Source organism: Sulfitobacter faviae (genome assembly GCF_029870955.1).
GTDB lineage: Bacteria > Pseudomonadota > Alphaproteobacteria > Rhodobacterales > Rhodobacteraceae > Sulfitobacter > Sulfitobacter faviae.
This window is the reverse complement of sequence record NZ_PGFQ01000001.1, coordinates 2,778,083-2,799,091: the sequence shown is the minus strand read 5'-3', so window position 1 is coordinate 2,799,091 and position 21,009 is coordinate 2,778,083. Positions and strand designations below refer to the sequence as shown.

The 21,009-nt window shown below is 62.4% G+C and carries 20 protein-coding genes and 4 pseudogenes; 13 read left to right on the top strand and 11 right to left on the bottom strand.

What is annotated here, in order from left to right:
- Positions 1-16 precede the first annotated feature (16 nt).
- The 5 genes and pseudogenes from metA to CUR85_RS14470 all read left to right on the top strand — a co-directional run bounded on the left by metA (position 17) and on the right by CUR85_RS14470 (position 3,425).
- The gene (gene metA / locus CUR85_RS14485) at positions 17-934 is read left to right on the top strand and encodes a homoserine O-acetyltransferase MetA (protein ID WP_067266868.1); all 918 of its coding nucleotides are present in this window, start codon (positions 17-19) and stop codon (positions 932-934) included.
- Positions 918-1,700, top strand: coding sequence for an alpha/beta fold hydrolase (locus CUR85_RS14480; RefSeq protein ID WP_425520140.1), 783 nt, complete (start codon positions 918-920; stop codon positions 1,698-1,700). Before metA ends, CUR85_RS14480 begins: the two co-directional genes overlap by 17 nt.
- A 2-nt stretch (positions 1,701-1,702) precedes the next feature.
- Positions 1,703-1,897 (top strand): alpha/beta fold hydrolase, encoded by a 195-nt coding sequence (locus CUR85_RS20570; protein ID WP_425520139.1) that lies wholly within the window; start codon positions 1,703-1,705, stop codon positions 1,895-1,897.
- Between the two features lie 49 nt (positions 1,898-1,946).
- Positions 1,947-2,815 (top strand): annotated as a pseudogene (gene ppk2 / locus CUR85_RS14475) (polyphosphate kinase 2).
- Entirely contained in the window at positions 2,808-3,425 is a 618-nt protein-coding gene (locus tag CUR85_RS14470; protein ID WP_067266873.1) for a TetR/AcrR family transcriptional regulator, read from the top strand. Before ppk2 ends, CUR85_RS14470 begins: the two are co-directional and overlap by 8 nt.
- A 12-nt stretch (positions 3,426-3,437) precedes the next feature.
- Here CUR85_RS14470 and CUR85_RS14465 read toward each other — a convergent pair whose 3' ends face one another.
- A complete protein-coding gene (locus tag CUR85_RS14465) occupies positions 3,438-4,433 on the bottom strand; it encodes an LLM class flavin-dependent oxidoreductase (RefSeq protein ID WP_067266875.1) in 996 nt (331 codons plus the stop codon).
- Positions 4,434-4,671: 238 nt separating this feature from the next.
- Here CUR85_RS14465 and CUR85_RS14460 point away from each other — a divergent pair, with 238 nt between their 5' ends.
- A complete protein-coding gene (locus CUR85_RS14460; protein WP_067266877.1) occupies positions 4,672-5,361 on the top strand; it encodes a hypothetical protein in 690 nt (229 codons plus the stop codon).
- A 148-nt stretch (positions 5,362-5,509) separates the two neighbouring features.
- On the opposite strand, the pseudogene rpsI reads toward CUR85_RS14460, so the two are convergent.
- From rpsI to CUR85_RS14445, 3 genes and pseudogenes are all read right to left on the bottom strand, one after another.
- Positions 5,510-6,009 (bottom strand): annotated as a pseudogene (gene rpsI, locus CUR85_RS14455) (30S ribosomal protein S9).
- 2 nt (positions 6,010-6,011) lie between these two features.
- Positions 6,012-6,473, bottom strand: coding sequence for a 50S ribosomal protein L13 (rplM, locus tag CUR85_RS14450; protein WP_067266879.1), 462 nt, complete (start codon positions 6,471-6,473; stop codon positions 6,012-6,014).
- A gap of 160 nt (positions 6,474-6,633) precedes the next feature.
- Positions 6,634-8,049, bottom strand: a complete 1,416-nt coding sequence (locus CUR85_RS14445; RefSeq protein ID WP_067266880.1) for an aminotransferase-like domain-containing protein — start codon at positions 8,047-8,049, stop codon at positions 6,634-6,636.
- 111 nt (positions 8,050-8,160) lie between these two features.
- On the opposite strand from CUR85_RS14445, the gene CUR85_RS14440 reads away from it, so the two are divergent.
- On the top strand, positions 8,161-8,391 hold the full coding sequence (locus tag CUR85_RS14440) for a DUF1127 domain-containing protein (RefSeq protein WP_067266882.1): 231 nt from the start codon (positions 8,161-8,163) through the stop codon (positions 8,389-8,391).
- 253 nt (positions 8,392-8,644) lie between these two features.
- On the opposite strand, the gene CUR85_RS14435 is transcribed toward CUR85_RS14440, so the two are convergent.
- Positions 8,645-9,073: a PaaI family thioesterase gene (locus CUR85_RS14435; protein ID WP_067266884.1), complete on the bottom strand. Its 429-nt coding sequence runs from the start codon at positions 9,071-9,073 to the stop codon at positions 8,645-8,647.
- A 58-nt stretch (positions 9,074-9,131) separates the two neighbouring features.
- On the opposite strand from CUR85_RS14435, the gene CUR85_RS14430 reads away from it, so the two are divergent.
- The 4 genes from CUR85_RS14430 (at position 9,132) to gluQRS (ending at position 13,029) form a co-directional block, all read left to right on the top strand.
- Positions 9,132-9,917, top strand: coding sequence for an enoyl-CoA hydratase (locus CUR85_RS14430; protein WP_067266886.1), 786 nt, complete (start codon positions 9,132-9,134; stop codon positions 9,915-9,917).
- Positions 9,918-10,166: 249 nt separating this feature from the next.
- A complete protein-coding gene (gene trmFO / locus CUR85_RS14425) occupies positions 10,167-11,507 on the top strand; it encodes a methylenetetrahydrofolate--tRNA-(uracil(54)-C(5))-methyltransferase (FADH(2)-oxidizing) TrmFO (RefSeq protein ID WP_067266890.1) in 1,341 nt (446 codons plus the stop codon).
- Positions 11,508-11,560: 53 nt separating this feature from the next.
- Positions 11,561-12,175: a class I SAM-dependent DNA methyltransferase gene (locus CUR85_RS14420; protein ID WP_067266892.1), complete on the top strand. Its 615-nt coding sequence runs from the start codon at positions 11,561-11,563 to the stop codon at positions 12,173-12,175.
- Complete coding sequence (gene gluQRS, locus CUR85_RS14415; RefSeq protein WP_067266893.1) at positions 12,172-13,029, top strand: tRNA glutamyl-Q(34) synthetase GluQRS; 858 nt, start codon at positions 12,172-12,174, stop codon at positions 13,027-13,029. Before CUR85_RS14420 ends, gluQRS begins: the two co-directional genes overlap by 4 nt.
- A gap of 9 nt (positions 13,030-13,038) precedes the next feature.
- Here the strand turns inward: gluQRS and hisI are convergent, their stop codons facing one another.
- Positions 13,039-13,398, bottom strand: coding sequence for a phosphoribosyl-AMP cyclohydrolase (gene hisI, locus CUR85_RS14410; RefSeq protein WP_067266895.1), 360 nt, complete (start codon positions 13,396-13,398; stop codon positions 13,039-13,041).
- 75 nt (positions 13,399-13,473) lie between these two features.
- On the opposite strand from hisI, the gene CUR85_RS14405 reads away from it, so the two are divergent.
- Positions 13,474-13,935 (top strand): iron-sulfur cluster assembly scaffold protein, encoded by a 462-nt coding sequence (locus tag CUR85_RS14405; protein ID WP_067266897.1) that lies wholly within the window; start codon positions 13,474-13,476, stop codon positions 13,933-13,935.
- A 192-nt stretch (positions 13,936-14,127) separates the two neighbouring features.
- Here CUR85_RS14405 and CUR85_RS14400 read toward each other — a convergent pair whose 3' ends face one another.
- The 5 genes and pseudogenes from CUR85_RS14400 to sciP all read right to left on the bottom strand — a co-directional run bounded on the left by CUR85_RS14400 (position 14,128) and on the right by sciP (position 19,743).
- Complete coding sequence (locus tag CUR85_RS14400) at positions 14,128-14,256, bottom strand: hypothetical protein (protein WP_269451604.1); 129 nt, start codon at positions 14,254-14,256, stop codon at positions 14,128-14,130.
- A 99-nt stretch (positions 14,257-14,355) separates the two neighbouring features.
- Positions 14,356-16,445, bottom strand: a pseudogene (gene recG, locus CUR85_RS14395) (ATP-dependent DNA helicase RecG).
- Entirely contained in the window at positions 16,442-18,562 is a 2,121-nt protein-coding gene (ligA, locus tag CUR85_RS14390; RefSeq protein ID WP_067266901.1) for an NAD-dependent DNA ligase LigA, read from the bottom strand. Before ligA ends, recG begins: the two are co-directional and overlap by 4 nt.
- A gap of 101 nt (positions 18,563-18,663) precedes the next feature.
- Positions 18,664-19,371 carry a response regulator transcription factor CtrA gene (ctrA, locus tag CUR85_RS14385; RefSeq protein WP_136720308.1) on the bottom strand — a complete coding sequence of 236 codons (708 nt, stop codon included), beginning with the start codon at positions 19,369-19,371 and terminating at the stop codon, positions 18,664-18,666.
- Between the two features lie 94 nt (positions 19,372-19,465).
- A pseudogene (sciP, locus tag CUR85_RS14380) lies at positions 19,466-19,743 on the bottom strand (CtrA inhibitor SciP).
- 120 nt (positions 19,744-19,863) lie between these two features.
- Between sciP and mnmA the strand changes: the two are divergent.
- Entirely contained in the window at positions 19,864-21,006 is a 1,143-nt protein-coding gene (gene mnmA / locus CUR85_RS14375; protein ID WP_067266051.1) for a tRNA 2-thiouridine(34) synthase MnmA, read from the top strand.
- The last annotated feature ends 3 nt before the right edge of the window (positions 21,007-21,009 follow it).

Below are 21,009 nucleotides of genomic sequence, written 5' to 3'. Positions count from 1 at the left end.
CTGAAAGACCTGTCTCATGCCCATCAAGATCCCCTCCCGCCTGCCTGCCTTCGACGTTCTGCGCAACGAAGGGGTCATGGTGCTGGACGAGGAACTGGCATCGCGGCAAGACATCCGCCCCCTGCGCATCGCCCTGCTGAACCTGATGCCCAAGAAAATCCAGACGGAGAACCAGTTCGCCCGGCTGATCGGTGCCACGCCCTTGCAGATCGAACTGAGCCTCATCCGCATGTCAGACCACCGGACCCGCAACACCGCCGCCGAACATATGGAAAGCTTCTACCGCCCCTTTGAGGAGATGAAGGCCGAGAAATTCGACGGGCTGATCATCACCGGCGCACCGATCGAACATCTCGACTTTGACGAGGTGACCTATTGGGACGAGCTGCGCGAGGTGATGGAATGGACCCAGACGAACATCCACTCCACCTTTGGCGTCTGCTGGGGCGGCATGGCGATGATCAACCACTTCCACGGCGTCAAGAAACACATGCTGAGCGAAAAGGCTTTCGGCTGTTTCCGGCACCGCAACCTCGCGCCCGCCTCGCCCTATCTGCGCGGCTTTTCGGATGATTGCACCGTGCCCGTCTCGCGCTGGACCGAGATGCGACAAGACGAGGTTGACGCGCGTCCCGGCCTGACCACCCTTTTGGGCAGTGATGAGGTTGGCCCCTGTCTGATCGAAGACCCCGAACACCGCGCGCTCTATGTCTTTAACCATTTTGAATACGACCGCGACACGCTCAAGCAAGAGTATGACCGCGATGTCGAGAATGGCGTGCCGATCAACGTGCCCTGCAACTACTACCCCGAGGATGACCCCGCGCGCACGCCGGTGAACCGCTGGCGCAGCCATGCGCATCTGCTTTATGGCAATTGGATCAACGAGATATACCAAACCACCCCCTTTGATATGAATGAGATCGGCCATTAAACTGCTGCTTGCCCTCCTCCTCGGGCTGGCGCTGCTCACCGCGCTTGTCCAATGGCGTGCCGCGCGGCATGAGGCGCGGGCCGAGGCAAGCCATCCGCCCGAGGGTGAGATCATCACGGTGGATGGCCTGCCGGTCCATGCCAAGATCATCGGCAGCGGGCCCGATCTGGTACTGATCCACGGGGCCAGCGGCAACCTGCGCGATTTTACTCTGGGCTTCGCTGAGCGGCTGAGCGACCGCTACCGCGTCATCATGTTCGACCGTCCCGGCATGGGCTATACCGCCCGCCTGCCCGGCGCGCGCGGGCCTTGGAACCCGCGCGGCGAGTCGCCGCAGGAACAGGCCGCACTCTTGCAGAAAGCGGCGGATCAACTGGGTGTCGAAAACCCCATCGTGCTGGGCCATTCCTTTGGCGGGGCCGTGGCGCTGGCTTGGGGCTGCAACGCCCTGATGAGACCGCAGCGCTGGTGCTGGTCTCTGCCGTGTCGGAGCCTTGGCCCGGCGGTCTCGGCTGGCTCTATAACGTCAGCGCCTCACGGCTTGGCGGGGCGCTCTTTATCCCCGCCGTCACCGCCTTTGTCCCCGACAGCGTGGTGCAAAGCAGCATCGCGGCGATCTTTGCCCCACAGCAAGCGCCCGAAGGCTATGCCGATCACATCGGCACGGGCCTCACTCTGCGCCGCAGCGCCAGCCGCGCCAATGCGCAACAGGTTTATCAACTCCGCCCGCATGTGGTTGAAATGGCCGCGCAATATGACCGCCTGACCATGCCGGTCGAAATCATTCACGGTGATGCCGATACCATTGTGCCGATGCATATCCACGCCGAGGAACTGATCAAAGACATCCCCAACGGCGCCCTGACCCGCCTGCCCGGCATGGGCCATATGCCCCATCACGCCGACCCGCAGGCGGTGGTGGATGCCATCGACCGCGCCGCCGCCCGTGCCGGTTTGCGTTAATCGCCTTAACATCCCATATTGAAACAAGAACAACCCGCAAGGAGCGCCCATGGACCTGCCCTTTGACGGCGCAATCAGCGCCTTTTACGAAAACGACGCCCCCGAGGACATCCGCCAAGCGATCCAGCGGGCCGACAAGGACGATATCCTTTCGCCCAGCTACCCGCATGATGAACGTCTGTCGCGCAAGACCTATGAGCGCGACTATGACCGTTTGCAGATCGAGATGGTCAAACTGCAATCTTGGGTGCGCGAAACCGGGCAGCGCGTGGTCATGGTTTTCGAGGGCCGCGACGCCGCTGGCAAAGGCGGCACGATCCGCCGTATGCGCGAAAACCTCAGCCCACGGTCCGCGCGGGTGGTGGCCCTGTCGAAACCTACCGAAACCGAGCAAGGCGAGTGGTATTTTCAGCGCTATATCAAACATCTGCCCACAGCGGGCGAGATGGTTTTTTATGACCGTTCTTGGTACAATCGCGGGTGGTGGAAAAGGTCTTTGACTTTTGCACCCCCGAACAACGCGCGCATTTCTTTGAACAGGTCACCCCGTTCGAGCAGATGCTCGTCGAAGACGGCATTCACCTGATCAAGTTCTGGCTCAACGTGGGCCGGGCCGAGCAGTTGCGCCGCATGTTGTCGCGCGAATCCGATCCGTTGAAACAGTGGAAACTGAGCCCCATCGACGTCAAAGGTCTCGCGAAATGGGAGGAGTATTCCGCCGCCATCGCCGAGACATTGCTGCGCAGCCATACGGATGAAACCCCGTGGACGGTGATCCGCTCTGACGACAAACGCCGCGCCCGTCTCGCGGCCATGCGCCATCTGCTGCACCGTTTCGACTATCCTCAGAAAGACGCCAAGGCGATCGGCAAGATCGACGATGAAATCTGCGGCGGGCCGGACATCTGGGATGCCTAAGCGCGGCTACCATCACGGCAACCTGCGCCAAGCGCTGATCGACGCGGCGCTTGAGTTGATCGAGCAGCGCGGCCCCACGGGTTTCACCCTTTCCGAGGCCGCCAAACGCGCGGGCGTCACCCCGGCGGCGGTCTATCGCCATTTTGAGGGCCGCGAAGACCTCATCGCCGAGGCCGCGCATCAAGGCTATGATATCTTTGCCGACTTGATGGAATTTGCCTATCAATCCGGCCAGCCCTCGGCACTTAAAGCCTTTGAGGCGACGGGCCGCGCCTATCTTGCCTTTGCCCGCAAACATCCCGGCCATTACATCGCGATGTTCGAATCCGGCATCTCGGTCAACCGCACGCCGGAACTGGCCCATGCCGCCAACCGCGCCAATGCGGTGCTGGAACGCGCGGCGACCGACCTCAGCCAACATATCCCGGCGGACAAACGCCCGCCCGCCTCGATGTTCTCGGCCCATATCTGGGCGATGAGCCACGGGGTGGTCGAGCTTTTCGCCCGCAACTCGCCCGGTCGCGCCTCGCCCTTCCCGCCCGATGACCTGCTGGAAACCGGGATCGGGATTTATCTGCGCGGCTTGGGGCTGGTCAGCCCCGACGAGTGACGGCGGCGGCCCTTAGGCCGCCACTTTCATCTCCTGCAAGACATCCGCCGCAATCTCGAACGAGCGCAGCCGCGCGTTATGGTCGTGAATCTGCCCGGTCAAGATCAACTCATCGGGTCGGTGCTGCGCGATCAGCGTTTCCAACTGACGTTTCACCGTCTCAGGACTGCCGACCGCAGAGATGCGCAATGCGTGGTCGACCCCTTGGCGCAGGCCCGCGCCGATCTCGGCATCGATGTCGCGCACCGGGGCTGGCAGCTTGCCGGGGCGGCCAGTACGCAGACGGGCGAAAGCCTGCTGCATGGTGGTCCGCAGATAGGCGCCCTCCTCATCCGTGTCGGCGGCAAAGACGTTCACCGCCAGCATGAAACGCGGTTCGGGGCAGGCTTTGGACGGTTTGAAATCCCGACGATAGATCGCCGCGGCCTCTTCCAACGCATCCGGCGCGAAATGCGAGGCAAAGGCATAGGGCAGCCCAAAATGCGCCGCCAATTGTGCGCCATAGAGCGAGGAGCCGAGGATCCAGATCGGCACATGCGTCCCCTCACCCGGATGGGCGCGCACCGGCGCGCGGGGATCGGGCGCGCCGAGATAGGCCATCAACTCGGCCACGTCATCGGGGAATTGATCGCCCGCGATCATGCCGCGGCGCATGGCGCGCATCACCGCCTGATCCCCGCCCGGCGCGCGGCCCAGCCCCAAATCGATCCGGTCACCATGAATCGCCGCAAGCGTGCCGAACTGTTCGGCAATGGCCAAGGGCGCATGGTTGGGCAGCATCACCCCGCCCGCGCCGACGCGAATCTCTTTCGTGTGATCCGCCACATGACCCAGCAGAACCGAGGTCGCCGCCGAAGCGATGCCGGGCATATTATGATGCTCCGCCATCCAAAACCGGTGATAGCCCTTGGCCTCGGCCAGTTGCGCCAGAGCGACCGAATTGGCGATGGCGGTGGTGGTATCCGACCCTTCGGGCACGGGCGCAAGATCAAGAACTGAATACTGCATGACTGTCTCCTGTGTTGGGGCTGATATAGGCAGGCACAGCCCCGCCCGGAACCACGTCGCCTGATAAAAACCAACGACTTGGGCGAAATTTCCGTCGATCACAATGTTATGTTCTAACGCATGCCAGATATGCGCAATCGGGCCTTGCCGCCCCCCGGAGAGCGCCCTATCCGAGGGGCCTTCACAACCTGACCTCGCCAGTCGCAGACAAGCTATGGTCCAAAACTAGGCAAATGCCATGAATATCAAACATCTTATCGGGTTCGGCCTCACCGCCGGGCTGCTCTCCTCTGCTGCCTATGCGCAGGAAAACGTCACTACCGGTTTCGACCCGGTCATCGAAGACCGCAGCATGACTTCCATGGTTGGCTGGACCGCCGGCGTCTCTGCCGCGACACGGTTCAACACGTCGGATGATTTCGATCACGTTGAGAACGAAGTCGAAGGTTTTGTCGAGCTGACCTACGGCGGCTTCCACACCGGGCTGAGCGCGACATCGCTTTACCAAGACCCCACCGATGACGTCGAATTCGAAGCGAACCTCGGCTACGGCGCGGACTTCGGTCAAGGCCTGAGCTGGGATCTGACCTATGGCTACATCTGGCTGAACGATTCCAAAGATCACAGCGAAGAGATCACCGCGACGCTGGGCTTCCCCATCGGGCGTGACGCTTCGGGCGCATTCGCCGTGATCATCGATCCCGACAATGGCGAAAGCGATCAGGAAGTCGCGTTCGAAGCGCCCCTGTCCGAGCGTTGGACCGCCGTTGGCCTCATCGGCAACAGCGACCGCGACGACAACATCTATGCCGAAGCCGGTGCCGTTTATGACTTCGGTGACGGCGTCACTTTCGAAGCGCTTTACGAAGACACCAACGATGGCGACGGCGTGCTGGGCTTCACCGTGAGCTACGAAATCGGCGGCTAAGCCGATTTAGGATCAAAGGCGATCCGACCCTAAGGCCGCTGCGGGAAACCGCGGCGGCCTTTTTCATGTCCCGCGGCCAACCCTGCCCACCGCAACGAAAAAGGGCCACCCCGGAGGGCAGCCCTTTCGCAAAATATGACCGGTAAGCTTAACGCTTGGAGAACTGGAAGCTCCGGCGCGCTTTGGCCTTACCGTATTTCTTCCGCTCGACGACGCGGCTGTCGCGGGTCAGGAAGCCTGCCGCTTTCAGCGCACCGCGCAGGGAGGGATCGTAGAGTTGCAGGGCTTTGGAGATGCCGTGCTTGACCGCACCCGCTTGACCGGACAGACCGCCGCCTTTGACAGTCGCGATCACGTCGAACTGGCCTTCGGTGTTGGTGATGCCGAAAGGCTGCGCGAGGATCAGCTGCTGCACAGGGCGCGCGAAGTATTCGTTCTGCGGCTTGCCGTTCACGATGACCTTGCCGGAACCGGGCTTGATCCAAACGCGGGCGACCGCGTCTTTACGCTTGCCGGTGGCATAGGCGCGGCCCAGTTCGTCACGAACCGGCTCACGGGGGTCACTTCGGTCTCGGTGCCCTGCACGCCGCCGATGTTGTCGGTCACGGCTGCTTCCAGACCGTCGAGGGATTTGATTTCGTCAGCCATGCTCATGCACTCCGCGTGTTTTTCTTGTTCAAGGATTTGACATCCAGAACTTCGGGGCTCTGCGCCTCATGGGGGTGTTCGCTACCTGCATATACGCGCAGGTTGGTCATGATCTGGCGGCTCAGGCGGTTGCCGGGCAGCATGCGCTTGACCGCTTGGGTCACAACACGCTCAGGATGCGCGCCTTCGAGGATCTGTGCCTTGGTGCGCGATTTGATGCCACCGGGGTGGCCGGTGTGCCAGTAGAAGTGCTCTTCGCGCTTCTTGCCGGTCATCTGCACCTTGTCGGCGTTGATGACGATCACGTTGTCGCCGCAATCCATATGCGGCGTGAAGGACGGCTTGTGCTTGCCGCGCAGGCGCATGGCAACGATCGAGGCGAGACGGCCCAGCACGACGCCTTCGGCGTCGATGATGATCCATTTCTTGTCGATATCTGCCGGTGTCGCAGAAAAGGTTTTCATGGATGAATTCCCGTTTGAGGTTGGTCGGAACGAGGAATCCCCGCCCGGTGTCTGATGGAGGCGTTATAAACACCTGCATCGCCGGGTCAAGCGCAGCAATCCCTGATTTTATCAGCTAAAACAATACGTTGCGATTTAGGTATAATAATACCCCATATTTCTACACGCTGATCTGCTCCGGTGGATTGTCCAGAAGGCAGCGCAGCCGCTGCATCGCCGCCTCGAAAGAGCGCAGGGAGACATGGGCGTTCACCGCGATGCGCACCGCATGGGGCGCGCGGCCATCGCGCAGGGCGAATTCATCGGCCGAGCGGATCTGCACGCCCTGCGCCTCTGCCGCGCGGCAGAACCCGGCAGCCCGCCACCCCGGCGGGAGTTGCAGCCAGAGAAAGGGCACATCGCGCGACCATTCCAAAGCGTGGCCGCCCAGATGGTTGACCGCCACTTCGACATATTCCGCCAGTCTTTCGCGAATATCGGCGCAGATCGCCTTGAGCCGTGGGTCCGTCAGGAGAATCCGCGTGGCTTCGGCCAAGGGACGGGCGAGGCCGAAATAGCCATATTCCGCCACCCGCCGCAGGTCCGCCGCACGGCCTGCGGGCGCCAGCGCAAACCCCACCCGCAAGGCAGGCGTCAATTCCTTTGAGATCGAAGAGACATGCCAGACATGCTCAGGCCAGAGCGAGCGGTAGCTCGGCGCGCGGGCGAGGCCCATGCGGTAGCAGTCATCCTCCAAAATCTCCAACCCGTGCCGTTTGGCGACTTCCAACAGCGCACGCCGCCGTTCAAGGCTGGTGTGGCTGCCCGTAGGGTTATGCACCTCCGGCGTCGTGCAAAAGACCTGCGCCGCGCTGTCGCGCGCGGCCTTGTCCAGCGCCTCTGGCAGCACGCCCTCTGCGTCCATCGCCACCCCGACCACCTCGGCGCGCAGCACCTCTGCCGCGCGGCGAAACCCGGCGTAGGAGAGATCTTCGACCAGCATCACCGGCTTCGGCCCTGAAAGGATCGCTTGCAGTACCAATACAATCCCGCTCTGCCCGCCATGCGAGAGCACAACGTCACGCTCGCTCAGCGGCCCGAGCGCGAGATGCGACAGCCAGTTGACCACCGCTTGCCGCACCGGGGCATAGGCGTCGCGGGTGGGATAGTTCATCAGGTCTTCGCCTGGCACATCCGCCACCTGCCGTAGGGCGCTGCGGATCAGCGCCACCTGTCCCATGTCCGGCAGGCGCGGGCTGAAGAGGCTGACCGCATCCGTATCGGCAACCTCCAACTCCTTGATCCAACTATCTTGTTCGCGATTCCAGACATCCTCGCGGATGGCCGCCTGCGGCGGGGCGACAAAGGTGCCACGGCCCACCTCGGCCTCCAACAGACCCTCATCGGTGAGGATGGTATAGGCCCGCGCCACGGTGCCGGGGGTAATCCCCAATTGCCACGCCAGTTCCCGCACCGGCGGCAGCTTATCCCCCACCGCCAAAGCGCCAGAGTTAATCCCCTGCCGGATGGTCAGCGCGACGAGTTTGTACTTCGGCCCCTGCCCCTCGGCCAATGTCGGCTGCCAAATTGTACCCATCACAATATTCCTGTGGTCAAATTGTATCGCGCTTTGTACCTTTGCACCTGTAGGCATTCTACACTTTGTGTCAATACAATTTTGCCAATACAATTTCAAGGAGTTCCCCCCATGACACAGGCACGCCCCCTTACCGCTGATGCAATGACATTGATGACATACCGCGCCCTGCCGGTCCCTGCGGTGATTGCGCTGCGCTTTGCGGCTGTCGTGACCACATGGGCGGCCCGCCGACGCACCCGGATCGCGCTTGCCGCGCTTGAACCCTGGGAGCTTGAAGATGCGGGACTGACACCGGAACAAGCCTCGGCCGAGGCTTCCCGCGTGTTCTGGCAGGCGTAGCTTCCCTGTGGCGACTGCCAGACCTCTTCCTCGGGCCGGGTTTTCCCGGCCCTTTTTTGTGGCCTCTGAGAATTCCCCGGCCCGGAATCAAGCCGCAGGCGCCGGGCCATCGCCTGCCCGTCCCGGCGGGCTGGCGATTTGGTGAGGCGGGGCGCTTCTGCGATAAGGCGCATCACGGCTGCGCCATAAAGTGGCATGGACCGGCGTCGCAATCGCCACCCCACGGTCAGGCGCTGACCCTAAACTCTGCCCCTCACCCCATCGACGCTGGCGGAATCGCATAGGTCAGCCCGGCCCGCGCGACCGGCTTGTCCGACCCTTCGGAATAGATCAACACATCCGTCACCGACAGCTGCCGCCCCAGCTTCAGCAGCTTGGCATGGGCCACCAGCGGCACATCCGCCAGCGGTTTACGCATAAAATCAATCGAGCAATTCGTCGTCACCGCCAGCGCCTTGGGCCCGATCATCGCCAGCGTCACCAGATAGGCCGAGACATCCGCCAGCGCGAACATCGACGGGCCTGAAACAGTCCCTCCGGGCCGCAGATGGCGGCGGCTGGTCAACAGGCGCATGGTGATCTCGTTCTCGGCCACATGATCCACGGCGAAATCATCCGCTACCTGATCGAACACCTCCCGCATGAAGGCTTCCAACGCCTTCGCATCCATCACCACGGCCATACTTGTCCTCCCTGCTGTCCTCGGCGTAACGTTGGCGCGATCAACCGGGGAGGGCAAGGTGGCAATTCTTGACGTTACGGCACGCGGGTCGGTGACCCACCTGCGCATGAACGCCCCCGAGCGGCTGAACGCCCTGTCGGACGAAATGCTGGCCGCCCTGCACGCGCGCTTCGACCAATTGGCCCCGGACCGCGCCACGCGGGTCATCGTCCTGTCCGGCGCTGGCAAAGCCTTCTGCGCGGGGCACGACCTGCGCCAAATGACCGCCATGCGCCAAGCCGAAGACGGGGGAGCGGCAGGTTTCAAAGAGCTTTTCGACCGCTGCGCCGCCCTGATGGCCCGCATCCAAAGCCTGCCGCAGCCCGTCATCGCCCAAGTGCATGGCATCGCCACCGCCGCGGGCTGTCAGCTTGTCGCCACCTGCGATCTGGCCATCGCCGCGGATGACTGCCGCTTCGGCGTCAACGGCGTGAGCATCGGCCTCTTCTGCTCAACCCCCATGGTCGCCCTGACCCGAAACATCCCGCGCAAACAAGCCTTTGAGATGCTCACCACCGGCGAGTTCATCTCCGCCCCCCGGGCTGCTGAACTGGGCCTGATCAACCGCGCCGTGCCGGGCGACCAACTGGCCCAAGAGACCGAGGCGCTGGCCGAGAAGATCGCCGCCAAACTCGGCACCGCCGTCGCCCATGGCAAAGGCGCCTTCTACCAACAGATGCAGATGCCCAGCGAACAAGCCTACGCCTTTACTGGCGAGGTCATGGTCCGCAACATGCTTGAGGCGGAAACACGCGATGGCATCGACGCCTTCTTGGAAAAACGCCGCCCCGATTGGCCCCAATGATTGTTTCCAAATCCGCCAGCCTTTGTTGCCACGCTGGGGCTGGCAAATCTGGCGAAATCACGGCATAGTTATGTTAGGGCATAGAAACCCTGATGATTTTGGGTCGCCGCAGGCGGAAGGTCCCTCCGGGTCAGCCTCTCACTGACCGACCATTCCCGCCGCGGCGACCCCAAAACCATTCCCCCTCAGAAGCCAGACCGCCCGTTCTTGCCTGTTGCGTGCGGCGCTGGCCTGCCCTACATCGCCCCCATGACAGATACATTGCACATCATCGGCGGCGGCATGGCCGGATCAGAGGCAGCTTGGCAAACGGCGAACGCGGGCGTGAAGGTCGTGATCCACGAAATGCGCCCCAAGGTTGAAACCTTCGCCCACCAAACCGGGCTTCTGGGCGAGATGGTCTGCTCCAACTCCTTCCGCTCGGATGATGACGAGCAAAACGCCGTCGGCCTGCTGCATTGGGAAATGCGTGCCGCCAACGGGCTGATCATGGCCTGCGCCGACAAGAACCGCCTGCCCGCAGGCGGCGCATTGGCAGTGGACCGCGACCCCTTCGCGCAGAGCGTCACCGACACGCTGCTCGCCCACCCCAACATCACCGTGGAATATGGCGAGATCACCGAACTGCCGCGCGACGGCAAATGGATCATCGCCACCGGTCCGCTCACCTCGGGCAAGCTCGCCGAAGCCATCGCGGCTGAAACCGGCGCTGAGGCGCTGGCCTTTTTCGACGCCATCGCGCCGATCGTCTATTTCGACAGCATCGACATGTCCAAAGCATGGATGCAGTCGCGCTATGACAAGGGCGAGACCGAGGAAGAGCGCACCGCCTACCTCAACTGCCCGATGGACAAGGAGCAATACGAGGATTTCATCGACGCGCTGCTGGCCGCCGAAAAGACCGAGTTCCGCGAGGGCGAAACCGCAGGCTATTTTGACGGCTGCCTGCCCATCGAAGTGATGGCCGAACGGGGCCGCGAAACCCTGCGCCACGGCCCGATGAAACCCGTGGGGCTGACCAATCCGCACCAACCCGAGGTCAAGGCCCATGCCGTGGTGCAATTGCGCCGCGACAATAAACTGGGCACGCTTTACAATATCGTCGGCTTCCAGACCAAGATGAAGTACGGCGCGCAAACAGATGTTTTCAAACGGATTCCGGGGCTAGAAGACGCGCGCTTCGCCCGTTTGGGCGGCATTCACCGGAACTCCTTCATCAACTCGCCGACACTGCTCGACGACCAGATGCGCCTGCGCAGCCGCGACAATATCCGCTTTGCGGGTCAGATCACCGGTGTCGAAGGCTATGTCGAAAGCGCCGCCATGGGCCTGCTGGCGGGCCGTATGGCCGCCGCCGAAATCAAGGGCGGCAGCCTGCCCACCCCGCCCGACAGCACCGCCATGGGCGCGCTGATCACCCATATCACCGGCGGGGCCGAGGCAAAAACCTTCCAACCGATGAACGTGAACTTCGGCCTTTTCCCCCCGGTCGAAGGGCTGAAATCGGGGCGCCGTGGCCGCAAGGACCGCTACAAAGCCTATACCGACCGCGCCAAGGCAGATTGGCAAACATGGCTTAATCAAGGTTAACGCGGCGGGGGTTAACACTGGATCCTCCCGCCCATCCCCCATATCCTAGGGGCATGACACAGCATTTTTTCGACAAGGCCTATGCGGCGCGGGACACGAATGTGATCCGCAGCCTCTATGACGAATGGGCAAGCAGCTATGACGAGGACATCAAGGCCCAAGGCTATGCCACGCCCGACCGCGCCGCTGCCACGCTCGCAGAATTTCTCGACGACAAAGAGCAGCCGATCTTCGACATCGGCTGCGGCACCGGGCTGTCCGGCGCGGCGCTGAAACAGGCGGGTTTCACCACCATCGACGGCGGTGATGTATCCGCCGCCATGCTAGAGCAAGCGCGCAAAAAAGGCATATACCGCAACCTATTAGAACTCGAAGTTGACGCGCCACTTCCCTTTGCGCCCGGGGCTTATGCGGCGATCAGCGCCATCGGTGTGATCGGCCCCGGTGCAGCCCCGATCACCCTCTTCGATACGCTGATGCATGGGTTAGAAAAGGGCGGTAAGCTCCTATTTTCACTAAATGAAAAAGCGCTGGAAGATCGCGGTGCCTTGGGCATGATCCACGAATGGACCGATTGCGGCGCGGCAATCCTCCTCTTTGCCGAGGAAGGGCCGCACCTGCCCGGGATCGACATGAAGTCTACCGTATATCTGATTGAAAAGAATTGACTCTTATCACCAGATTCGCACCATCTCCGACCGGACCACTGCACCTCGGCCACGCCTATTCCGCACTCTTGGCCCATGATCTTGCAAAGGCCGCAGGGGGCAATTTTCTGCTGCGGATCGAAGACATCGACCAATCCCGCGCGCGCGCTCATTGGGAGGCGCAGATCTACGAAGACCTCGCATGGCTGGGCATCGACTGGCCGCATCCCGTCATGCGGCAATCGGATCGAATGGCGGCCTATGAAGCCGCCCTAGATGCCCTCTGGTCGCGCGGCCTGCTCTATGCCTGCACCTGCAACCGCCGCGACATTGCCGCTGCCACCAGCGCGCCGCAGGAGGGGGCAGAACCCGTCTACGGCCCCGATGGCCTCATTTACCCCGGCACCTGCCGCACGGCAGGCCACTCCAAAGGCTCCGGCGCGCTGCGCCTCGATATGCGTAAGGCACTGGAAAACCTTGGCAATACCAAGCTAAGCTTCACCGAAAACGGCCAGGGGCCGAATGCCGAAACTGGGAAGATCACCCTCTCTTCCGATCAGTTGATGGACACGGTCGGGGATGTGGTCTTGGCCCGCCGCGACATGGGCACGTCCTATCACCTTTCCGTCGTGCTCGACGACGACGCGCAGGGGGTGACGCTGGTCCCGCGCGGGGCCGATCTGTTTGATGCGACCTACATTCATGTGGTGCTACAGGCGCTGTTGGGCCTGCCGACGCCGCTCTATCACCACCACCGTCTGATCCGCGATGACAGCGGCAAGCGATTGGCCAAACGTGATGACGCCCGCGCCATCGCACTCTATCGCGAGAACGGCGCCACGCCCGATGAAATTCGTGAAATCATCGGGCTTTAGCGCGCGGTCTTAACCCATCGGCTTCATCAGTTCGACCTCTTCGCCGTCCTGAATGCCGGTGTAAAAGCAGCTCCGCCGCCCGGTGTGACAGGCCGGCCCGGTCTGATCCACCATCACCAACAGGCAATCCCGGTCACAATCGACGCGCATCTCGACCAGCTTTTGCACATTGCCGCTGGTTTCGCCCTTCACCCAGAACGCCTGCCGCGAACGGCTCCAATAGGTGACCTTGCCGGTCTCTAGGCTACGCGCGATGCTCTCCGCATTCATCCACGCCAGCATGAGCACCTCATGGGTCTCAGCGTCCTGCGCGATGGCCGGGATCAAGCCCGCTTCGTTGAACTGAAGGCTAGCAGGATCAAATGTCATCGGGCACCTCGTGGAAATATTTGCATCTGTCTCTGCGGCGCTTATGTAGGGTTTCAACACGAAAAGGAACAGCCCATGTCGGATGAGACGGACCTCATCAAGCTCTACTCCGCGCGCATTCTCGCGCTCGCGGCCGAGATCCCCCACTTGGGCCGCATGGAGACCCCGCAGGCCAGTGTGAAACGCCGCTCGCCGCTCTGCGGCTCCACCGTGACGGTCGATGTGCGGGTTGAGGATGGGCATCTGGCCGAGATGAAGCAGGACGTGAAAGCCTGCGCTCTGGGGCAAGCCGCCGCCGCCGTGGTGGGCGATGCCGCCCCCGGCAGGTCGCTTGCGCAGATCGCAACCGCACGCGATCAACTGCACGCCATGCTTAAAGGCGAAGGCCCGGTGCCGGATGCCCCTTTCGACGGTTTCGAAGTGCTAACCCCCGCCACGGCCTATAAAAACCGCCATGCCTCCATCATGCTCAGCATCGAAGCATTGACGGAAGCGATGCAAGAGGCCGAGGCACCTGCCGAAGCGGGCGAGCGCTGATCGCGACAGGCCTCAGTCAGCCCCTCCCTGAACAGCTAAAAAAAAACGCCGCACATCCGGCGAAGGATGGCGGCGTCAGTCGGCGTGCCTCATGTGGGACCCACTTTGCCGAAAACCGACGCGGACAGGCAAGTCGGAGCATCAAATTGGGACGGATGCAGCGGCAAAACGGCATGAGAGCCTTGGCAGAACTCAGATAAAGGCGGGCAGATGCAGACCCACCACCAGCATCACGATCAAAGCGGCGGCCCCTGCTGCATCTTGCAACAATGTGGCCTGTGATCTGACGGCGATAGATTTCAGGGCAGTGTAAGTCATCATCAATACCTCCTTATCTGTGTTGCTTCTTTGTTCTCATTTCTTCGCCCGCAAGTAAAGAACTTTTTGAGAACATTCGCGAACATAATGAGGTTTTGACTACTAACCCACTGTTATCAAACGGATCGCCTCATCCTGGCGCATGAGCCACAAAAGCAGTCTCACAGCCTTGCCGCGCGGCCCTTCGAGGCTGGGGTCATCGAGCAGAAGCTTGCGGGCATCCGATTGCGCCACCGCCATCAGGCCCGCCTGACGCTCCAAATCCGCCACGCGGAAACGCGGCACGCCGGACTGCGCCGTGCCAATCAGATCCCCCGTGCCGCGCATCTTCAGGTCGGTTTCGGCGATGACAAACCCGTCCTCGGATTCGCGCAGCACCTCAAGCCGCTGGCGGCCCGTCTCACTCAGCGGCGCTTGATACATCAAAAGGCAGGTCGAGGCGCCTGAGCCCCGCCCGACGCGACCCCGCAACTGGTGCAGCTGCGCGAGGCCGAAAATTTCGGCCCGTTCGACCACCATGATCGTCGCATTGGGCACGTCGACGCCCACTTCGATCACCGTGGTAGCCACCAGCACCTTGGTCTTCCCCGCTTGGAAGGCGCGCATGGCGGCGTCCTTCTCGGCGGGCGGCATTTGGCCGTGGACCAGCCCGACAACGCCCTCGCCCAGAGCGGCGCGCAGACGTTTGAACCGGTCCTCCGCCGCCGTGAGATCGCTGACCTCGCTTTCCTCAACCAGCGGACACACCCAGTAGCACTGCCGCCCCTCGCTGATCGCATGGCGCATCCGGTCGATGACCTCATCGATCCGTGCGGTCGAGACGAGCGCCGTGCGAATGGGCTGCCGCCCGGGGGGCTTTTCATCCAGAATCGAGACATCCATATCGCCGTATTGCGCCAGCGCCAGACTGCGCGGGATCGGCGTGGCGGTCATCACGAGCACATCGGCGAGCTTCCCCTTGCGGCCCAGTTCCAGCCGCTGCCGCACCCCGAAACGGTGCTGTTCGTCAACCACAGCGAGGCGCAGATCGGCAAAGCTAACATCGGCCTGAAAGACCGCGTGGGTGCCGACGAGGATCTGGATATCGCCGCGTTCCAGCGCCGCGAGCTTGGCCCGACGCTCGCCCCCTTGTCGCGCCCGGTGAGCAGTTCCAGCACCACGCCCGCCTGTTCCGCCAGCGGTTGAAGCCCCATAAGGTGCTGACGGGCAAGGATTTCCGTCGGCGCCATCAGCACCGCTTGGCCGCCCGCTTCGACCGCGCGCAAGAGCGCCATGAAAGCCACCAGCGTCTTGCCCGCCCCTACATCGCCCTGCAACAGCCGGTTCATCCGGGTCTCGCGGCCCATGTCGGCGGTGATCTCTTCGATCGCGCGCTGCTGCGCGCCGGTGGGGCGATAGGGCAAGGACGACAGCACCCTTTGTTGCAGGCGCCCGTCGCCCCGGTTTGCCCGCCCCATCTTGCGCCGCTCATTCTGTCGCGCCAACGCCAAGGTCACCTGATGGGCGAAAAGCTCGTCATAGGCCAACCGCTCGCGCGCAGGCGCGGTGGCGGTGAGGTCTTCGGCCTTCTGCGGATCATGGGCGGCCTCTGCGGCGGCGGCAAAATCGGGCCAGCCGGCCTGCGCCACCTGCCCCGGATCGGCCCATTCGGCCACCACGGGCAGCCGTTTCAACGCGCCGCGGGTGGCCTTGTACATCAGCTTTTGTGTCAGTCCGGAGGTCAGCGGATAAACCGGCTCAAAATCGGGAATGCTGCTGGCCTGATCCTCCGGCACCGCGAAATCGGGGTGGACCATCTGCGCCATCCCGTCGAAAAACTCCACCCGGCCCGAGACGATGCGGCGGCTGCCTTCGGGCAATTGGCGCTGCCAATAATCGCCCCGCGCGTGGAAATAGACCAGTTGAAAACTGGTCTGCGCGTCCTCGACCATGATGCGATAGGCGCCGCCCTTGTTGCGGGCGGGGCGATGCGCGCCAATGGTGACCGCGACGGTCAATGTCGCGGGCAGATGCGCGTCCTTCACACTGTCGCGCAGACGGCGGTCGATGCCGGAATGCGGCAGGGTAAAGATCAGGTCGCGCGGCGCTTGTATGCCCAATTGCCCCAGCAATTGCGCGGTCTTAGGCCCCACCCCTTCGAGTGTTTCCAGCCCGGCGAAAAGCGGGAAGAGCTGTTCCGGTCTGCCGCTCATTGGCCGTCGATCAGGGCCAGCCAGCCGTCTTCATCCAAGGTCTCGATCCCCAGTTCCGCGGCCTTCTTGGCCTTGGACCCCGCCCCCGGCCCGGCGACCAGAATGTCGGTCTTGCCGCTGACCGAGCCTGAGACCTTGGCCCCCAAACGCTCCGCGCGGGCCTTGGCCTCGGCACGGCTCATCTTCTCCAAGGTGCCAGTGAAGACGACCGTCTTGCCCGCCACCGGGCTGCCTTCGGTGTCGGGCCGCTCGGCAGGAATCACGGTCAGATGCGCCACCAACCGGTCGATGGAGGCGCGCTCCGCCTCTTGCGCGAAGGCCGAGACGAGCGAGCCTGCCATGACGCTGCCCACCCCATCGACGCCGATCAGATCGTCCCACGCCGGGCCGTCCAGCCCGCGGGCCTCGGCCATGGCGGCCTCGAAACTCTGCCAATCGCCGTAGTGCAACGCAATCAGGTTCGACGCCGCCTCGCCCACATGGCGAATGCCGAGGGCAAAGATCAGCCGCGCCATGGGAATTTCGCGCCGATCTTCAATGGCTTGGAATAGGTTTTCGGCCGATTTCGGCCCCCAGCCTTCGCGGTTCTTCAACTGCTGCACGCCGCTGCCATAACGCTCTTTCAGGGTGAAAATATCCGCAGGCTCTGCAATCCAGCCGTCGTGGTAGAACTGTTCGACCTGTTTTGCCCCCAGACCGTCGATGTCAAAGGCTTTGCGGCTGACAAAATGGATCAGCTTTTCAACGGCTTGGGCCGGGCAGATCAGCCCGCCGGTGCAGCGGCGCACCGCATCGCCCGGCTCGCGAATCGCATCCGACCCGCATTCCGGGCAGGTGGTCGGAAAGACGAAAGGCGCCGCATCCTCGGGGCGTTTCGACAGATCCACATCGGCCACTTTGGGGATCACATCGCCCGCGCGGTAAATCTGCACCCAGTCACCGACGCGCACATCCTTGCCACCGCGGATTTCGGCACCCTTGCTGTCGAGCCCTTTGATGTAGTCCTCATTGTGCAGCGTGGCGTTGGAGACGACGACACCGCCCACCGTCACCGGCTGCAACCGCGCCACGGGGGATAATGCGCCGGTGCGGCCGACCTGAATGTCGATGCTCTCAAGCCGGGTCCATGCCAGTTCGGCGGCGAATTTATGGGCCACGGCCCAACGCGGGGTGGTCGAGCGAAAGCCGAGCCGGTCCTGCAGGGCGAGGTCATCGACCTTGTAGACCACGCCGTCGATGTCATAGCCAAGGGTCGCGCGCTGCGCCTCGATCGTCTCATAATGGGCGACCATATCGCCCGGCCCCGCGCAAAGCGCGGTCAAAGGGTTGGTCGAGAACCCCAGTTCCGCCAAACGGTCGATGGCGCCCTTTTGGGTGTCACCCAAGGGCGCCGAAAGCGCGCCCCAAGCATAGGCGAAGAACCGCAGGGGCCGCGCGCGGGTGATTTCGGGGTCCAATTGGCGCAACGACCCGGCGGCGGCATTGCGCGGGTTGGCGAAAGTCTTGCCGCCCCTTTCCGCCTGCCGCGCGTTCAGGGCCGCGAAATCGGCGTGGCTCATATAGACCTCGCCGCGCACCTCCAGCAGATCGGGCGCGTTCTTGAGCTCTTGCGGGATGTCTTGGATCGTGCGGGCGTTCGCGCTGACATTCTCACCCACAGCGCCATCGCCGCGGGTGGCGGCCTGGACCAGCACGCCGTTTTCGTAGCGCAGAGAAAGTGACAGCCCGTCGATCTTGGGCTCGGCCGTATAGGCCAGCGGCGCATCGGCGCCGAGGCCGAGGTATTTGCGGATCCGCGCGTCGAATTCGGTGACTTCCTCGGCGTCGAAAGCATTGGCGAGCGAGAGCATCGGCACCGCATGGCGTATCTTCCCAAAACCTTCGGCGACCGGCGCGCCGACCTGTTCCGAGGGGCTATCGGCGCGCTTAAGGTTCGGGAAACGCGCTTCGATCTCGGCATTGCGGCGCTTGAGCGCGTCATATTCCGCATCGGAGATTTCCGGTGCATCTTCCGTATGATAGGCTGTGTTGGCTGCGCGCAACACCTCGGCCAGCCGGGCCAATTCCGTCTCTGCCTGCGCTTTGGTCAGCGCTTCAACCTCGATCTGGGATGTCACGATCTGCCCCCGATATTTTCATCTGTCGCTTAGATAGGTGGCGATCAGGGGCAGGTCTAGCGATTTCAGGGCGAATGATTTCAAGCCCGAGCCGAGCGGGATCAGGCGCTGGCGGCCAAATCCATCTCGACCGGGTCAGGATCGCGCAGCACATAGCCGCGACCCCAGACCGTCTCGATATAGCTCTCCCCGCCGGTGGCTTGGCTCAGCTTCTTGCGAAGTTTGCAGATGAAGACATCGATGATCTTCAACTCAGGCTCATCCATGCCGCCATAGAGGTGGTTAAGAAACATTTCCTTGGTCAGGGTGGTGCCCTTCCGCAGACTCAGCAGTTCGAGCATCTGGTATTCCTTGCCGGTCAGATGCACGGGGGTATCGTTCACGCTGACGGTCTTGGCATCAAGGTTCACCGCCACTTGGCCCGTCTTGATGATGGATTGCGAATGCCCCTTGGACCGCCGAATGATGGCATGAATCCGGGCCACCAATTCCTCCCGATGAAAGGGTTTGGTCAAATAATCGTCGGCGCCGAAGCCGAAGCCCCTCAGCTTATTTTCCGTATCGTCGGAGCCTGAGAGGATCAGGATCGGCGTCTCGATCCGGGCGAGCCGTAACTGGCGCAGCACGTCATGGCCGTTCATATCCGGCAGATCGAGGTCGAGCAGGATCAAATCATAATCGTAAAGCTTGGCCAGATCGATTCCCTCTTCGCCCAGGTCGGTGGCGTAGACGTTGAGATTCGCATGGGTCAGCATCAGTTCGATACTGCGAGAGGTCGTTGGGTCGTCTTCAACTAACAATACACGCATTTCGGTTACTCCGGCTCATCTTGGACGATGGGCTCACCCTGAGCAAAAAAGGTTAACTACCCGTTACCGATACTCGATAGGATAGATTAACAACTTAAAGTTGTCTATACTTTTTCAAGGCCGTGGCTTTCAGCGCCGCTTCCCCATGTTCGGTAACCGCATGTAACCACTCCATAAATTCCTCATCACTGATACCGTAACGCTCCAGCGCTTCGGATTGGGTGATCAGCCCATAGACCACCCCCGCACCACCGCCGCCTTGCGCGAGGCGACCCATCTGCGGGTATCGGCGCTTGGCAAATCGGCGCGGGACATAACGCTCCCGTCAGCGAGGGTAACAGACCGTGGCCCATCGACTTTTTTCAGGTACATCGCATCATCCGCCATTGTTTTGGCGTCCAATAACCCCCACCTGCCTTAACGCGGCGTGAAGCCCGCCCTTGTGACTAGGTAGGATTTTCCTATATTCGCGCACAAACTCCGGAGAGACCCATGGCCCTTGATCAGACCCCGCCGCTCAATTCGCTTGGCTTTGCCAAAGCGCCTGCCGATACGCGCGTCGTCGTGGCGATGTCGGGCGGCGTGGACAGTTCTGTCGTCGCGGCCATGCTCAAGGACGAGGGCTATGACGTTGTGGGCGTCACCCTACAGCTTTACGATCACGGCGCGGCGCTGGCCAAGAAAGGCGCCTGCTGCGCGGGGGTCGACATTCAAGATGCTCGCCGCGTGGCCGAAGAGATGGGCTTCCCGCATTACGTCTTGGACTATGAGAACGTCTTCAAGGACGCCGTGATTGACGAGTTTGCCGACAGCTACCTCGGCGGCGCCACGCCGGTGCCCTGCATCCGCTGCAACGAACGGGTAAAGTTCAAGGATCTGCTGGAAACCGCCAAGGATCTGGAAGCCGACTGCATGGCCACCGGTCACTATATCCAGCGCAAGATGGGCGAGAACGGGCCGGAGCTGCATGCCGCCGCCGATGGCAACCGCGACCAGAGCTACTTCCTCTTCTCCACCACCGAAGAGCAGCTTTCCTACCTGCGCTTCCCGCTGGGCCATCTGCCGAGCAAGGACGACACCCGCAAGCTCGCCGCGAAATACGGGCTGGAGGTTGCCGACAAGCCCGACAGCCAAGACATCTGCTTTGTCCCGAACGGCGACTACGCTGCGGTGATCCGCAAACTACGCCCCGAGGCCGCTGATCCGGGCAATATCGTCGACACCGAGGGCAATGTGCTGGGCAGCCACGAGGGCGTGATCCATTACACGATCGGCCAGCGCCGGGGCCTCGGCATCGGCGGTCTTGCCGATCCGCTTTATGTCGTGAAGCTCGACCCTGAGCGGAAAGAGGTGGTCGTCGGTCCGAAATCCATGCTCGCCACCCGCAAAATCCCGGTGCGCGAGATCAACTGGCTGGGCGATGCGCCCCTGACCTCACAGGCGGAATGGAACATCGCCGTGCGCGTGCGCTCCACCCGTCCGCCGCGCGATGCGATCCTGCGCCCGATCAGCGAAACGGAGGCCGAGGTCGAGCTACTCACCGCCGAGGAAGGCGTCTCTCCCGGGCAGGCCTGTGTTTTCTATGATCCTGAAAGCACCCGGATTTTCGGCGGCGGCTGGATCCACCGGGGCTGACAG